This is a genomic window from Thermosynechococcus sp. HN-54 (assembly GCF_023650955.1).
Lineage (GTDB): Bacteria > Cyanobacteriota > Cyanobacteriia > Thermosynechococcales > Thermosynechococcaceae > Thermosynechococcus.
The window spans coordinates 520,538-535,196 of sequence record NZ_CP098039.1; the positions used below are offsets into that span (position 1 = coordinate 520,538).

The window sequence follows — 14,659 nt, forward strand, 5'->3', positions numbered from 1 at the left end:
ATCATAAGACTTGTGGAGAACCCCCATGAAATGCTGACATTTCCTCGCATTCCCAAGGGGATCGCAGTAGCTTGAGGATCAGTACAGGACAGCAGGTGAATGTGTTGTGACGGTGTCGGGCGGTTATAAAAATGCCCTGATGAGTACACCGAGAAATTGTTCTGTCAAGACTGCAAACCCTATCCAAGAGTGCCTATGAAAGTTGGGGTCGTTAAGGAACGCGAAGTGGGTGAACAACGGGTTGCCCTGATTCCCGAAGTCGTTGCCAAGCTAGTGCAGCAGGGGTATCACCTCTGTGTGGAGTCCGGTGCAGGGGATATGGCTCACTTCAGTGATGATGACTACCGTGCAGCAGGTGCGGAAATTGGTTACTCCATTGAAGAGGTCTGGGGCGGTGTGGATGTGCTGCTCAAGGTTGCCCCACTGCGCGATCGCGAGGTGGAGTGGATCCGCCCTGGCACCACCTTAATTAGTTTTCTCAATCCCTTGGGCAATCCATGGCAGATGCAACACTTGGCAGAGCGGCACATTACTGCCTTTGCCCTCGAGTTGATTCCCCGCACCAGTCGTGCCCAGAGTATGGATGCCCTGTCTTCGCAAGCGGCGGTGGCGGGCTATGCGGCGGTGTTATTGGCTGCTTCCAATTTGCCGCGCTTTTTCCCCATGCTGACGACGGCAGCCGGCACGATTCCCCCCGCCAAGGTGTTTGTGATTGGGGCTGGAGTGGCGGGCTTGCAGGCGATCGCCACCGCCCGGCGTTTAGGCGCCGTAGTTGAAGCCTTTGATATTCGCCCAGCGGTTAAGGAAGAAGTGCAAAGCCTCGGTGCCAAATTTGTTGAAGTCAACCTTGAAGAGGACACCGTTGCTGAGGGCGGCTATGCCAAGGAGGTTTCGGAAGCAGCGAAGCACAAAACCCAAGAAGCCATTGCTGCCCATGTTCACACTGCCGATGTGGTCATTACCACTGCCCAAATTCCCGGCAAGCCGGCGCCCCTGTTGGTGACAGAACGTATGGTCGCCAGCATGAAACCGGGTTCAGTGATTGTGGATCTTGCAGCAGAACAGGGGGGCAACTGTGCCTGCACAGAACCGGGGCGCTCCATCTGTCATCAGCGGGTCACCATTATTGGCCCGATTAACCTGCCCTCGACAATGGCAGTGCATGCCAGTCAAATGTATGCCAAAAACATTTCCACGCTGCTGAAGTACCTCACTCCCAAAGGGGAATTGGTGTTGAACTTTGGCGATGACATTGTGGATGCCGCCTGTGTCACCCATGAAGGGCAGGTTCGCAACCCACGGGTATTGCAACTCTTGCATCCTGCCCAAACCTTGGCCACAACGGTTTAGAAATTTCCCTAGAGGGTTGGTTCTATGACAGATCCCATTCTTGTCGGTCTGATTATTTTTGTGCTGGCCAGTTTCATTGGCTTCGAGGTCATTAATAAAGTCCCTCCCACCCTGCATACCCCTTTGATGTCTGGCTCGAATGCAATTTCCGGTATTGCGGTGATTGGTGCGCTGCTGATGGCAGGAAGTGGTCACACCACCTTAACAGTGGTGCTGGGATTTATTGCGACGGTGCTCGCCACGATTAATGTGGTGGGTGGATTTTTGGTCACAGATCGCATGTTGCAGATGTTTAAGCGGTAGGAACCATGGATTGGCTAACACGTATTCAAGAATTGAGCTATCTGGGCGCGGCGGCCCTCTTTATCCTCGGTTTGAAAAAGTTGGGTTCACCGGCCACGGCACGCCAAGGAAATCGTCTTGCCGCGTTGGGGATGTTGATTGCAATTGTGGTCACCCTCCTCGATCGCCAGATTATTAGCTACACAGGCATCTTGGCGGCCATTGGCCTCGGCAGTGTCATTGGCGCGATCGCGGCCTACAAAGTGGAAATGACGGCCATGCCCCAGATGGTGGGGTTACTCAATGGCTTAGGGGGGGCGGCCTCAGCCCTAGTGGGCATTGGTGAATTTTGCCGCCTCGTCGCCGTCGGTGAACCCTTGACCCCCAGCACCCTGATCACAATTATTTTGGGGGTGCTCATTGGTGGTGTTACCCTTACGGGCAGTCTTGTGGCCTTTGGTAAACTTCAGGGGCTAATTTCCGGCACCCCGATTATTTTCCCGATGCAGCAGGCCATTAACCTCGGCTTGCTGGCGGTTTTCTTGGCAGGCAGTGGGTTTGTCTGGCTGGATCCGAGTCAGTTGCCAATTTTCTGGGGGTTGGTGGCGATCGCCAGCATTTTGGGAGTGCTCTTTGTCCTACCCATTGGCGGTGCCGATATGCCAGTGGTCATTTCCCTGTTGAACTCCCTTTCGGGCTTGGCTGCCAGTGCAGCAGGCTTCATCGTTGGCAACAGTATGCTGATTATTTCGGGTGCCTTGGTCGGGGCGTCGGGGCTGATCCTCACGCAAATTATGTGCAAGGCCATGAATCGCTCCTTGGCCAATGTGCTCTTTAGTGGCTTTGGTAGCTCCACCACTGGTAGTGCTGAGGGCAGCGTTCATGCAACGGCGAAGTCAGTGCGCACCATTGACCCCGAAGAAAGCGCAATGATGCTGGGTTATGCCAAGTCTGTGGTGATTGTTCCTGGCTATGGGATGGCGGTGGCTCAAGCGCAGCACAGTGTCAAAGAACTGGCAGATCAACTGGAGCGGCTGGGTGTGGATGTCAAATACGCGATTCACCCTGTGGCAGGTCGCATGCCGGGGCACATGAATGTGCTACTTGCTGAAGCCAATGTCCCCTACCCCCAACTCAAGGATATGGAGGACATTAATCCAGAGTTTGAGAATGTGGATGTGGCCTTGGTGATTGGTGCCAATGATGTTGTGAATCCAGCTGCGCGCACGAACCCCGGTAGCCCCGTCTATGGCATGCCCATTCTCGATGTGGATCGGGCACGGCACACGATTGTGATCAAGCGTAGCCTGAATCCGGGCTTTGCCGGTATTGACAATGAGTTGTTCTACAAAGACAGAACCCTGATGCTGTTTGGCAATGCCAAGGAAGTGCTCAATCAACTGATTGCTGAGGTCAAACACCTCTAAGAGGTGGCGGTGGCGACACTGCGGTCAAAAACAGGGGCAATTTCTTCAAGCTCAAACTGATCAAGGCGATCAAGCACCCAATGGCAGCGACGCTGGAGCATGTGGAAGGGGTAGGTGTGGGCGACCCCCAAGACCTTGACACCAGCTTCACGGGCAGATTGCACCCCCACCAACGTGTCCTCGATCGCCAGACAATCAGCGGCTGTAAGATCGTCCCCTAGGGCTTGCAAGGCTTCAATGGCACGGAGATAGGGGTCAGGGTGGGGTTTGCCCCGTTCCACACTTTCAGCACTGATAATGCAGTCCACAACACCCGTGAGGTTTCCCCGCTCAAGGGCTAAGTCCACATCGGATCGCAGGGCACCGGTGACAATGGCAATTTTCAACTGCGCGGCATGGAGTTTTTGCAGCAGGGCGATCGCCCCCGTAAAGAAGGGAAAAGGCTCCATATGAGCCAACCGTGCGCGGTAGGCGGCTGCCTTTTGTGCCACGAGTTTATCCAAATAGGCCGGGGTCACTGCCCGCCCGCGGCGACTAAGGAGGTTATCTAAACAGGCGCGATCGCTCCGTCCCAAGCAAAAGAGATCGTATTCCCCCCGCTGGGGTCGCAGGTTTTCTTGCAGCAGGATCTCATCAATGAGGGCAGCATGGATGGCCTCATCATCGAGGATCACACCATTGAAATCAAACAAGACTGCCTTCAGGGGCATAACCGAGTGTGCGACTAGTGTGCTAACTCTGGGAACAACTGCTGAATCTGCTGCTGGAGCTGCTCAGTTTCGCTCAAGTGCGCCATCTCTGGCAAGGGGCGCATCAGAGATTCTCCCACTAAAATGGCTTTGGCGCCCGCTTGGGCGACCCGTTCGACATCCGTGCGCTGATGAATGCCCGATTCACTGACCACGAGGATATTGCGATCGCGCAATTGCGCCCCATAGGTGGCGAGGAGCCGCTCTGTCGTCCCTAGATCAACGCTAAAATCGGTGAGGTTGCGATTATTGATCCCCACCAACTGCACCTCCTCCAGCTGAAGCACCCGTTCAATCTCCTCAGCGGTGTGCACCTCCACCAAGGCCGTTAGCCCCAAGCCATGGGCAATCCGCAGGAAATAACGCAGATCGCGATCCGAGAGAATGGCAGCAATTAAGAGAACCGCATCAGCGCCCCGCAGCCTTGCCAGAAACATCTGGTAGGGGTAGATGATAAAGTCCTTGCACAGCAGTGGCACGTCCACCACTTGGCGAATTTGGGCGAGGTACTCAAAACTGCCTTGAAAAAACTCACTGTCCGTGAGAACGGAAAGGCACGTCGCACCAGCGGCAACATAGGCTTGGGCGATCGCCGGCGGGTCAAAGTTAGGGCGAATAATGCCTTTGCTGGGGGAGGCCTTCTTAACTTCGGCAATCAGCGCCGGCTGGGTCACGGGCGCTTGCAGCGCTGCTAAAAAGGAACGCACCGGCGGCGCATCCAGCACCTGACGTTGCAAATCGGCCAAGGGCAGCACTTCCCGAAGCTGCTCCACCTCCTGTTCCTTGTGCCAAACAATTTTCTCAAGGATGTTGCGGGGGGCCTCATCGGCCACCGGTACTTGGTAGTGGAGGTTGCGAACCGTCACAGCGGGATTGGGAGGACGCCGGCGAATTTGCATAGTCAGCTTCCTATAGAGTTGCCATCGTTGCCCATAAGCATAAACCACAAGTACAACCCCTCACCACCCTCTCTAACCCTGTTATGGTGTCAAAAGGCCAGTAGGAGAGGGCTATAGATGAGCATTGGCGTTTGGGTCTTGGGGGATCAACTGTGGCGACAGCAAGCAGCGCTGCAAAGCTGTCCTGAGCCTGTACCTGTCATTCTGATTGAATCCCACGATTGGGTGAAACAACGTCGCTACCATGCCCAAAAACTGGTGCTGGTGTGGTCGGCCATGCGCCACTTTGCCCAAGAACTGGAAGCAGCCGGTTGGCCGGTGACCTACGCGATCGCCCCCGACTTTGCTACCCCTTTGCGGCAGTGGATTGAAGCTCACCATATCCACGAACTGCGGATCATGCAACCCAGCGATCGCCCCTTTCGCCATCTGATTGCCACCCTTGACCTCCCCTGTACCATCAAATTCTTGCCCAACAATCACTTTCTCTGGTCAGAAGCAGACTTTCAGCAATGGGCCGCCGGTCGCAAAACCCTTGTTTTGGAGTACTTTTACCGTGCGGGGCGCCAACGCTTCCAAATCCTCATGGACGGCAAATCCCCTGTGGGCGGCAAATGGAACTACGATGCTGAGAACCGCCAACCGCCGCCTACTCACCTCAAACCGCCATCGCCGCTGCGCTTTTCTGCCGATCAGATCACCAAAGACGTGATCAAAACCGTTACCCAAGGCAACTTTGCCACCTACGGTCACATCGAACCCTTTTACTGGGGGGTTACCCGTGCCCAAGCCCTGCAAGTACTGACTCATTTCATTGAGTACCGCTTGCCCCAGTTTGGCCCCTACCAAGATGCCATGGTTGTTGGTGAGGAAACCCTGTGGCACAGCCTCCTTTCCCCCTATTTGAACCTAGGGTTATTGCACCCCCAAGAAGTGATTGATGCCGCCTTGGCCGCCTATGCTGAACGGCAGTTGCCCCTCAACAGTGTGGAGGGCTTTATCCGCCAAATCCTTGGCTGGCGAGAGTACATGTATGGCCTGTATCACTACCTTGGAGCTGACTACTGTCAGCAGAACTTTTTTCAGCACACCCAACCGGTACCTGCTTTCTTTTGGTGGAGCGATCGCACCCAAATGAATTGTCTGCACCACGTCCTCAGTCAAATTGAGCGCACTGGCTATGCCCATCACATTCAACGGCTGATGATTCTTGCGAACTTTGCCCTCATTGCCGGCTTGTCCCCCCAAGCGGTGGAAAACTGGTTCCACAGTGTGTTTATTGATGCCTACGACTGGGTAATGCAAACCAATGTCTTGGGAATGGGACTGTTTGCCGATGGTGGACGCTTGGCCTCCAAACCCTATGCGGCCTCTGCCAATTACATTCAGCGCATGAGCAACTATTGCCAAGGTTGTGCCTATGATCCGAAACAACGGGTGGGCGATCGCGCCTGTCCCTTTAACTTTTTTTATTGGCATTTTCTAGCACGCCACCGTGAAGTTCTCAGTCACCAAGGACGGATGAGTGTGATCCTTAAAAATCTAGATAAATTGAGTGCCACAGAAACGGCAGCAATTCAACAGCAGGTGCAGCGATGGTATGCCGAAAATCTATAGACCAGTGAAATAAAAACTGTATTCCAGATCACACTCATTTCTTAAGATCTGAACCAACGTCAGGGAGTTTTGTATTCCCCGAAACTTGAAGCATTTTCACGCTTATCATGAATCAAGCTTAACCAAAAGATAACCAAAAAATAATTTCCTCCTACTCTCCAGTCGAGATAATTTGAGTGAGGTAGAGCAAAGTGCAGTTTTCACCCAAAAAATTCAATACTTATTCCGGGGGACAATCAAATGAATGAGACAGTCACTGTTCAACTGTCCGCAGCCGCTACATTAGCCGATCTGCCCTATTTCTCCTATCAGGTTTCTCCTGAAACCATCTCTGAAGAAGTGGCCGATGAATTTCAACGTCATCCTGAGCTACCGGGGGTGCTGGTGGTGGCGGGCGATCGCGTCGTCGGCATGATCTCAAAAGTCAAGTTTTTTGAGCGCATGAGTCAGCAGTTTGGCCGAGATCTGTACTTACCGCGCCCCATCAAATTAATTCCAGAAATTGCCGCGCCCAAAGTGCCTCCCCTGGTCTTGATGGCTCGCACCCCTGTAGAAGAAGCTGTGGAACAGGCCTTGAGTCGTCCCCCTGCCTTTGTCTATGAACCGGTGGTCGTGCGCAAGGGCAAGCAACTGGTGTTGGTGGATATGCGGGTGATCCTAATTGCTCAAGCCCAAGTGCTGAGCAAGAAAAATCTCTTCATTCAGCAACAGCACCTGCACACCCAAGAACTCCTTGAGAAGTTGAAGATTGAAAAGGAGCGCAACCAAGACTATGCCAAGCGCCTTGAAACCGAACTCACCCGTACTCAACAGATGAATGAAGCCCTAGAGCAGCAAGAGCGCTCTGTCCGTGAGCAAGCAGAACGAATTGCCCAACTCAACCAGCGATTTATTTCCATCAGCCAAGTGCTTTCCCAGCGGGGGCAAAAAGCCTTCCAAGAAACCTTTATAGGAGTCAACCAAATCACCCGTCACACCGCGGAGGTCTATCGCCTCAGCGAACGCTTGAAACAGGACGTGGAAATTATTGACCAAGCAACCCATCAAATTGCCGAGATCACCCGTCAAGTGAAGCACCTTGCGGTGCAAGCAGGGCTGATTGCTAGTCGCAGCGGTCAGCAGATGGCAGGTTTTGATTTCATCAGTGAGGCGATTAACAAACTGGCCAACCAAGTGGTCTTTGCCAACCAGCAGGTAGAGGAAATGGCCAATCATTTTCGCCATCACATTCGCGAGGTCGTACAATCCACCGCCTCTGGCGAAAAAATCGCGCGATCGCTCCTCAGTCAAGTGGAAGACACACAGCAAGCCATTCAAGAACTGCAAGCCCTACTGAATACAGAGGAAGCCACAATGGAGTATGATGCAACGGAGACAGCGGCGGTTGCCTAGGCAGTAGATTTAGACTGCCCGAACAGGGTATCGTGAATTTAGCACATTGATCTTTACTGCTATTCTTCAGGATGCCCCAACCCACTGTTATTCTCCATGGCGGTGCTGGCAGTTCCCTTCAAGACAAAGGTGGTCTGATTCCCGTCCGACAATCCTTGCACGCCATTGTTAGCCAAGTGGCTCAGGCCCTCAAAGAAGGGGCAACAGCGATTGAGGCGGTGGTTTTGGGGTGTCGGCTTCTAGAGGATGAACCGCGCTTCAACGCCGGAACCGGATCTGTGCTGCAATCCGATGGCCAGATTCGCATGAGCGCCTCGTTAATGGATGGGCAGCGGCAACGCCTCAGTGGGGTTATCAATGTCTCGCGGGTGAAAAATCCCATTGACCTTGCCCATTGGTTGCAACAGTGTCCTGATCGCATTCTTTCTGATATTGGGGCAGCTGAGCTTGCCCGTGAGCTAGGGATTCCCGTGTATCAACCCCTCACGGATCAGCGGCTCTACGAATGGCTAGAAGAACGCAAAGGCAATTTTCAAAAGTCCATGGCGGGCGTGGTCGCTGAAGAGGCTCGACGGGGCACGATTGGTGTCGTGGTTTTGGATCAGCAGGGACACTTGGCCGTGGGTACCTCAACGGGGGGCAAAGGATTTGAGCGCATTGGCCGTGTCAGCGATTCAGCAACGCCTGCGGGGAACTATGCCAACAGCTTGGCAGCGGTCAGTTGTACAGGAATTGGCGAGGACATTCTCGATGAAGGCTTGGCCACGCGGATTGTGGTGCGCGTCACCGATGGTCTTTCCCTTGAGGCAGCCTTTGAAAAATCCTTCCGCGAAGCCGCGAGTCGGCAACGCGATTTTGGTGCTATTGGGTTAGATCATCAGGGGGCGATCGCCTGGGGCAAAACCTGTGATGTTCTCCTTGCAGCCTACTGGGATGGCACCACCATTGGTGACACCTTGGAATTACCCCCCGGCTTACAGGTGGGCAGTCAAAAATAATTTATCCTTGCTGTCAAGTTTTTTTATTGCCAGCTCAATTAGATTGGGTGCATCTGTGGGGGCAAACGCCTATAATCTTAAATGTTTTTACATTTGGCCGATGTCCCTTGAGGGAACCCTATGACCAATACGACCTCGCCTGCCATCCTCAATCCCATTGCTCGTCCTGAAGTTCCCCAAGAACTTGCGGAAAATATCATCCTCACTTCCCTCAATGATGTCTATGACTGGGCGCGGCTATCGAGCCTCTGGCCACTCATGTATGGCACTGCCTGCTGCTTCATTGAGTTTGCGGCCATGATTGGCTCACGCTTTGACTTTGACCGTTTTGGCCTAGTCCCCCGTAACAGCCCCCGTCAGGCCGATTTGATTATTACTTCCGGCACGATCACCATGAAGATGGCACCTGCATTGGTGCGCCTCTATGATCAAATGCCCAATCCCAAATACGTGATTGCCATGGGGGCCTGCACGATCACAGGTGGGATGTTTAGCTCGGACTCCTATTCCGCTGTGCGTGGTGTGGACAAACTCATTCCCGTGGATGTCTATTTGCCCGGCTGTCCACCCCGTCCAGAGGCGATTATGGACGCCATCGTCAAGCTGCGCAAGAAAATTGCCAATGAGCATATCAGTGAGCGTGGTAACCTTGCTCAAACCCATCGCCTCTTTACTGCCAAGCACAAGATGAAGCCGGTGCCCCCCATTTTGACAGGGCAATATCTCAATGCGCCCAGTCGCCAAGCGCCTCCCCCTGCCCTTGCGGCAGCGATGGGAATGGCCGTTCCTACCCTGGGAGAAGCCGTGAGCGAAACCAGTGCTGTTTCAGAATAGTCGAGTCATTTTGGTGAAGAGGTAACAGTTGATGGCAGTTTCAACAGAGCTTTTGGTACTCGGTGTATATGTGGCTTTGGCAGGGCTGTATCTGCTGGTGGTGCCGGCGATCGTCTATGCCTATTTGAATGCCCGCTGGTATGTGGCGAGTTCCTTTGAGCGGGCGTTTATGTATTTTCTTGTCACCTTCTTCTTTCCCGGATTGCTCCTTTTGGCTCCCTTTATTAACTTTCGTCCGCAACCGCGCTCCCTCAACTCCTAGGTGCTATGCGCCGCATTGATGTTTTAGGGATTGGTATTGGTCTTTTCTTTACGGGTGGATTAGTCTATCTCCTGTTGCGGCTGGCTGGGGTTGAGCCACTCCAAGCGGGAGTTTGGAGTCAAGCCATATTTATCTTGGGGGTTCTGGGTTGGCTCTCCACCTATCTACTGCGGGTCTTTACGGGTCGAATGACCTACCACCGGCAACTCCAAGACTATGCAGAGAGAGTGATTAGCGATCGCCTTGCACGGATGTCTCCAGAGGAGCTAGCCGCCCTCGAAGCCAAAATTCTCGCGGAAACAAACGATACGGCTGATCCTGAATTGGGGGATAATTAGCTCAAGTTTTCCCCTTGGCTTGGTAATGCACTTTCCCCGCTCCTGTGGTTTACTGCTCCATCCCACCTCTTTACCCGGCGGTCACGGCATTGGTGACTTGGGTGCGGCAGCTCGTGAGTTCCTTGAATTTTTGGTTGCCAGCGATCAGCAGTACTGGCAGGTATTGCCCCTAGGGCCGACGGGCTTTGGCAATTCCCCCTACATGTGCTACTCTGCCATGGCCGGTAACCCGCTGCTGATTAGTCTGGATGAGTTGGTCAAGGACGGCTGGTTAACAGAGGCGGATTTGGCGGGCGTGACCCTTGAGAATCGCGATCGCGTCGATTTCGAGGCCGTCATTAGCCAAAAACTGCCCCTGCTCCGCCTTGCGGCTCAACGCTTTCAGAATCAAGCCACCCCAGAAGACTGGCAGGCCTTCCGCGACTTTCAAGCCCTTGCCCACTACTGGCTGCCCACCTATGCCCTCTTTATGGCCCTCAAGGATCACCACGAGGGACAGCCGTGGTATGAATGGCCGGCGCCTTTGCGCGATCGCGAACCCACCGCCCTTGCCGCGATCCAAGCCGTTCTCAAAGAGCGCATTTTTGAGTACGAGTTTCAACAATTTCTCTTTTACCAACAGTGGCACGCCCTCAAGGAAGCCGCCAATCAACAGGGGATTCAAATCATCGGGGATATTCCCATCTACGTTGCCCACGACAGTGCCGATGTCTGGGCCTTTCCTCAGTTTTTTGAACTGAATCCGGAAACCGGTGCGGCTGCCCTCATGGCCGGTGTGCCCCCCGACTACTTCAGTGCCACGGGTCAACTCTGGGGAAATCCTATTTACAACTGGAAAGCCCTTGCAGCCGATGGCTACTCTTGGTGGATTGAGCGCTTCCGTGCCCTGCTCTCCTACATGGACATTATTCGTGTCGATCACTTTCGTGGCTTTCAGGCCTACTGGCAAGTGCCCGAAGGAGAGGAAACAGCCGTCAATGGCGAGTGGCAACCGGGACCCGGTGCTGCCTTCTTTGAAGCGCTGCAAGCTGCCTTGGGACGCCTGCCGATTTTGGCAGAGGATTTAGGGGAGATTACCCCCGATGTCATTGCCCTGCGCGATCAGTTTCAGTTTCCAGGAATGAAAATCCTGCAGTTTGCCTTTGGCGGTGGCTCCGATAATCCCTTCTTGCCCTTTAACCAAGAGCGCAACTGTGTAGTGTACACGGGTACCCACGACAATGACACAACGGTGGGCTGGTACCGCAATCTGAGTGACTGGGAGCGGCAGCGATTCATTGACTATTTGGGCTACACCCCTAGGGAACCCCACTGGGCATTGATTCGCATGGCCTTGGGTACGGTGGCCAACCAAGCGATTATTCCAGTTCAGGATTTGCTCGGTCTCGATAGCCATGCCCGTATGAATTTTCCCGGTACGAGCGAGGGCAACTGGGCTTGGCGCCTCACACCTGGACAACTCACCCCTGAACTCGCTGCCCATTTGAAGCACTTGGTGCACCTCTTTGGCCGTCAAGCGCCACCGAGACCCCAGTCGGTTGAAGTTGCTGAAGAAGCCGCCCCCGAAAAAGACCCCGCCTAAGCTCGCCGCCGGCCATCGGGCATGATCGTGCCCCGCAGATCCACTTCACTGAGGTTGGCACCACTCATGTCCGCAGCAGTCAAGTTCACTCGTGTCAAATCCGCCCGCGAGAGGTTGGAGCCTGAAAGGTTGGCATCTCCTAAGTCTGCCCCACTCAAGTTGACACCACTCAGATCCACCGTTCCCACTAAACTGCCACTAAATGTTGCTCGGCTCAGGGTTGCCCCAGTGAGGGTCGCACGGCTAAGGTTGGCTTCTGAGAGGGTTGCACGGCTAAGGTTGGCTCCCACCAAGCGAGCGCGGCTGAGATTTGCCTCTACAAGGTCAGCACGGCTAAAGTTGGCTTCCGTCAACTCCACCTCACGCAGGTTGGCGCCACTGAGATTGGCTCCCCGCAGCTTCACACCATTAAAGACCAAACCACTCAGATTGGCGCTGCGTAAGTCCGTCTGACTCAAATCGGCATTATCCAGCAATGCCCCCTGCAAATTCGCCCCTTGGAGATTTGCGCCTCGCAAGTTGGTGCCCACCAGTTTGGCATGGCTGAGGTTGGCTCCTCGCAAGTTGGCACCACTGAGATCCGCATGGCTGAGGTTGGTGTGGCTAAGGTTTGCGCCACTGAGATTCGCGCCACTCAGGTTGACATCAGACAGTTCTAGGGACGACAGATCCGCCTTTGCCAGTTCAGCGCCCACAAGATTAGCCTTAGTCAGGTTAGCCTCACTCAGCTTTACCTCCGTGAGATCGACGCGGCTGAGATCGGCACCACTGAGATTCGCCGCTGTTAAATTGGCACCACTGAGGTTGGCACCGCTGAGGTTGGCGCCACTGAGATTGGCGTTGCTGACATCCGCTTGAATCAAATCCACACGGGTCAGGTTCGCTTGTTTTAGCTCCGTGCCATGCAAATTGGCGCCCTGTAAATTTGCCCCCGAAAGGTTAACGCCGTCTAGCCGCAAGCCCCGCAGATCTGCATTGGCCAAATCCACGCGGGAGAGATTGGCGCCCTGGAGCACCGTTCCCCGCAGCGTGGTTTCACTCAGTTCAGCGCGGCTGAGATTGGCTCGCGTTAGGTTTGCCCAACTCAGGTCACTGCGGCTGAGGTTTGCCCCAGCAAGGTTGGCATCTACCAGTTCTGCCTTGATCAGCATGGCATTGACAATTTCTGCACCACACAGCACGGCACCACTGAGATTGGCTCCGCTCAGGTTGACCCACTCCATGTCAGCGCGGGAGAGAATAATCCCCCGCAAATCAGCGTTGATAAACTCGCCATTTGTCAAACTGGCACGATTAAAGTCCCGTTCGCCACTGGCATAGCGTTTTAACAACTCTTGGGGATTCATCAAAAAAACGGGTCTGAAACCCCGCCCTTGAGAGCGGCTTTACACTCTAAGCCTAGCTTAATTCCTCAAGATCAAACTACGCTTGATAGCGCTTGTAACCATGGGCTGTGCGGCCTTTTTCTAAGATATCTGCTGCCCAATCAAAGGCTTGATTCTACCCCTGCTTGAGAAACCGTGTCTGAGTGAACAGCGACTTATGGCACACTCATGATGGAGACCTCTGCGCTCGATGCTGTCATGGAAACAATCCCCATTCTTGATCTCAAAGCCCAATATCAATTCCTCCAACCAGACATCGATCGCGCAGTTGCCCGCGTACTGGCATCGGGTCAGTTCATTCTTGGACCAGAGGTACAGGCCTTTGAAGAAGAAGTGGCAACTTACTTGGGGGTGCGCCATGCAGTGGCTGTCAATTCCGGCACGGATGCCCTAGTCATTTCCCTGCGCAGTTTGGGGGTGGGGGCAGGGGATGAGGTGATCACAACCCCCTTTTCCTTTTTCGCCACCGCCGAGGCGATTAGTTTGGTGGGTGCTCGTCCTGTGTTTGTGGATGTGGAACTGGACTCCTTTAACCTCGACCCGAGGCAGATTGCCGCAGCCATTACCCCCCGCACCAAGGCAATTTTGCCGGTTCATTTATTTGGCCGACCCGCAGCGATGGGAGCGATTGTGGAACTTGCCCAAGCTCATGGGTTAGCCATTCTTGAGGACTGTGCCCAGTCCTTTGGTGCTCGCTATTGCCCTCCCTGTGAGAACTGTCAATGTGAAACGGCAACTCAAAAAGCTTTGGCTCATCGGTTTACGGGGGCGATCGGTACCATGGGGGCGTTTTCGTTTTTTCCCACCAAGAATCTGGGTGCCTATGGCGATGGGGGGCTGATTACCACCAACGATGATGAGCTAGCCGAGCGAGCACGAATGCTTCGCGTGCATGGCTCCCGGCAACGCTACCACCACGAAATGATTGGCTACAATTCCCGTTTGGATAGCCTACAGGCGGCGATTTTGCGGGTGAAGCTGCCCTATATCGATCGCTGGAATCAAGAGCGACGGCGGGTAGCCCAAACCTATAACCAAGCTTTGGCGGGTCTTGAGGCGGTGGTGACCCCAGCCGTGTCGCCGGGGCATGTGTTTCATCAATATACGATTCGGGTGCTGAATGGCCAGCGGGATGCGCTTGCGGCTTACTTGAAGGAGGCTGGCATTAGTTCAATGATTTACTACCCGATTCCCCAAGACCACTGTCCCATGTACAAGGGGCAATCTCCGCCCAATCCTGTGAGCGATCGCCTTGCCAGCGAGGTTCTCAGCTTACCCATTTGGCCTGAATTGAGCAATGCCACAATTGAGTATATTGCCGCAACCATTCGTCAGTTTTTTCACAAGGACTAAGTGCATTCTGCAAATATTTGTCTTGAGGATTTGTCCCGACTTAACAGAACCTTAAGCTGACACTCGCTAAGCTAGCTACAGCTCTTTTCTAAAAGATGGGGCTGACAAACAGGACACATCCGCATGCTGTCCGCCATTGAAATTTTTGGTATTCAGGGTGTTCAACCCCTGCGAAAAGGGCTGTCATGTTA

General features: G+C 54.0%; 14 protein-coding genes. 11 read left to right on the forward strand and 3 right to left on the reverse strand.

Annotation, left to right across the window (positions count from 1 at the left end; translation table 11 throughout):
* The first annotated feature begins 195 nt into the window (after positions 1–195).
* From NBE99_RS02550 to NBE99_RS02560, 3 genes are read left to right on the forward strand one after another with little or no spacing between them, the layout of a single operon-like run.
* Positions 196–1,350, forward strand: coding sequence for a Re/Si-specific NAD(P)(+) transhydrogenase subunit alpha (locus NBE99_RS02550; protein ID WP_250682947.1), 1,155 nt, complete (start codon positions 196–198; stop codon positions 1,348–1,350).
* A gap of 24 nt (positions 1,351–1,374) precedes the next feature.
* On the forward strand, positions 1,375–1,653 hold the full coding sequence (locus NBE99_RS02555) for an NAD(P) transhydrogenase subunit alpha (RefSeq protein ID WP_250682948.1): 279 nt from the start codon (positions 1,375–1,377) through the stop codon (positions 1,651–1,653).
* Positions 1,654–1,658: 5 nt separating this feature from the next.
* Complete coding sequence (locus NBE99_RS02560) at positions 1,659–3,059, forward strand: NAD(P)(+) transhydrogenase (Re/Si-specific) subunit beta (RefSeq protein ID WP_250682949.1); 1,401 nt, start codon at positions 1,659–1,661, stop codon at positions 3,057–3,059.
* Here the strand turns inward: NBE99_RS02560 and NBE99_RS02565 are convergent.
* Both NBE99_RS02565 and trpC read right to left on the reverse strand, forming a co-directional pair.
* The gene (locus NBE99_RS02565) at positions 3,056–3,769 is read right to left on the reverse strand and encodes an HAD family phosphatase (protein WP_250682950.1); all 714 of its coding nucleotides are present in this window, start codon (positions 3,767–3,769) and stop codon (positions 3,056–3,058) included. The two genes, NBE99_RS02560 and NBE99_RS02565, sit on opposite strands and share 4 nt — an antisense overlap.
* Before the next feature lie 14 nt (positions 3,770–3,783).
* Positions 3,784–4,707 carry an indole-3-glycerol phosphate synthase TrpC gene (gene trpC / locus NBE99_RS02570; RefSeq protein WP_250682951.1) on the reverse strand — a complete coding sequence of 308 codons (924 nt, stop codon included), beginning with the start codon at positions 4,705–4,707 and terminating at the stop codon, positions 3,784–3,786.
* Between the two features lie 117 nt (positions 4,708–4,824).
* On the opposite strand from trpC, the gene NBE99_RS02575 reads away from it, so the two are divergent.
* The 7 genes from NBE99_RS02575 to malQ all read left to right on the forward strand — a co-directional run bounded on the left by NBE99_RS02575 (position 4,825) and on the right by malQ (position 11,730).
* On the forward strand, positions 4,825–6,324 hold the full coding sequence (locus NBE99_RS02575) for a cryptochrome/photolyase family protein (protein ID WP_250682952.1): 1,500 nt from the start codon (positions 4,825–4,827) through the stop codon (positions 6,322–6,324).
* A 240-nt stretch (positions 6,325–6,564) separates the two neighbouring features.
* A complete protein-coding gene (locus NBE99_RS02580; RefSeq protein ID WP_250682953.1) occupies positions 6,565–7,716 on the forward strand; it encodes a hypothetical protein in 1,152 nt (383 codons plus the stop codon).
* 71 nt (positions 7,717–7,787) lie between these two features.
* Positions 7,788–8,714 (forward strand): isoaspartyl peptidase/L-asparaginase, encoded by a 927-nt coding sequence (locus NBE99_RS02585; RefSeq protein WP_250682954.1) that lies wholly within the window; start codon positions 7,788–7,790, stop codon positions 8,712–8,714.
* Positions 8,715–8,834: 120 nt separating this feature from the next.
* Entirely contained in the window at positions 8,835–9,548 is a 714-nt protein-coding gene (gene ndhK / locus NBE99_RS02590) for a photosynthetic/respiratory NAD(P)H-quinone oxidoreductase subunit K (protein ID WP_250682955.1), read from the forward strand.
* Positions 9,549–9,579: 31 nt separating this feature from the next.
* Positions 9,580–9,810: a photosynthetic/respiratory NAD(P)H-quinone oxidoreductase subunit L gene (gene ndhL, locus NBE99_RS02595; RefSeq protein WP_250682956.1), complete on the forward strand. Its 231-nt coding sequence runs from the start codon at positions 9,580–9,582 to the stop codon at positions 9,808–9,810.
* A gap of 5 nt (positions 9,811–9,815) precedes the next feature.
* Positions 9,816–10,148 (forward strand): DUF3007 family protein, encoded by a 333-nt coding sequence (locus tag NBE99_RS02600; RefSeq protein ID WP_250682957.1) that lies wholly within the window; start codon positions 9,816–9,818, stop codon positions 10,146–10,148.
* Positions 10,149–10,173: 25 nt separating this feature from the next.
* Positions 10,174–11,730 carry a 4-alpha-glucanotransferase gene (gene malQ, locus NBE99_RS02605; protein ID WP_250682958.1) on the forward strand — a complete coding sequence of 519 codons (1,557 nt, stop codon included), beginning with the start codon at positions 10,174–10,176 and terminating at the stop codon, positions 11,728–11,730.
* On the opposite strand, the gene NBE99_RS02610 is transcribed toward malQ, so the two are convergent.
* Positions 11,727–13,076: a pentapeptide repeat-containing protein gene (locus NBE99_RS02610; RefSeq protein WP_250682959.1), complete on the reverse strand. Its 1,350-nt coding sequence runs from the start codon at positions 13,074–13,076 to the stop codon at positions 11,727–11,729. The two genes, malQ and NBE99_RS02610, sit on opposite strands and share 4 nt — an antisense overlap.
* A 207-nt stretch (positions 13,077–13,283) precedes the next feature.
* Between NBE99_RS02610 and NBE99_RS02615 the strand changes: the two genes are divergently transcribed.
* Entirely contained in the window at positions 13,284–14,468 is a 1,185-nt protein-coding gene (locus NBE99_RS02615; RefSeq protein ID WP_315897282.1) for a DegT/DnrJ/EryC1/StrS family aminotransferase, read from the forward strand.
* Positions 14,469–14,659: the final 191 nt, after the last annotated feature.

Coding starts and splice junctions, on each gene's coding strand:
- NBE99_RS02550 (WP_250682947.1), top strand. CDS start 196: ATGAAAGTTGGGGTCGTTAAGGAACGCGAAGTGGGTGAACAACGGGTT.
- NBE99_RS02555 (WP_250682948.1), top strand. CDS start 1,375: ATGACAGATCCCATTCTTGTCGGTCTGATTATTTTTGTGCTGGCCAGT.
- NBE99_RS02560 (WP_250682949.1), top strand. CDS start 1,659: ATGGATTGGCTAACACGTATTCAAGAATTGAGCTATCTGGGCGCGGCG.
- NBE99_RS02565 (WP_250682950.1), bottom strand. CDS start 3,769: ATGCCCCTGAAGGCAGTCTTGTTTGATTTCAATGGTGTGATCCTCGAT.
- trpC (WP_250682951.1), bottom strand. CDS start 4,707: ATGCAAATTCGCCGGCGTCCTCCCAATCCCGCTGTGACGGTTCGCAAC.
- NBE99_RS02575 (WP_250682952.1), top strand. CDS start 4,825: ATGAGCATTGGCGTTTGGGTCTTGGGGGATCAACTGTGGCGACAGCAA.
- NBE99_RS02580 (WP_250682953.1), top strand. CDS start 6,565: ATGAATGAGACAGTCACTGTTCAACTGTCCGCAGCCGCTACATTAGCC.
- NBE99_RS02585 (WP_250682954.1), top strand. CDS start 7,788: ATGCCCCAACCCACTGTTATTCTCCATGGCGGTGCTGGCAGTTCCCTT.
- ndhK (WP_250682955.1), top strand. CDS start 8,835: ATGACCAATACGACCTCGCCTGCCATCCTCAATCCCATTGCTCGTCCT.
- ndhL (WP_250682956.1), top strand. CDS start 9,580: ATGGCAGTTTCAACAGAGCTTTTGGTACTCGGTGTATATGTGGCTTTG.
- NBE99_RS02600 (WP_250682957.1), top strand. CDS start 9,816: ATGCGCCGCATTGATGTTTTAGGGATTGGTATTGGTCTTTTCTTTACG.
- malQ (WP_250682958.1), top strand. CDS start 10,174: ATGCACTTTCCCCGCTCCTGTGGTTTACTGCTCCATCCCACCTCTTTA.
- NBE99_RS02610 (WP_250682959.1), bottom strand. CDS start 13,076: ATGAATCCCCAAGAGTTGTTAAAACGCTATGCCAGTGGCGAACGGGAC.
- NBE99_RS02615 (WP_315897282.1), top strand. CDS start 13,284: ATGATGGAGACCTCTGCGCTCGATGCTGTCATGGAAACAATCCCCATT.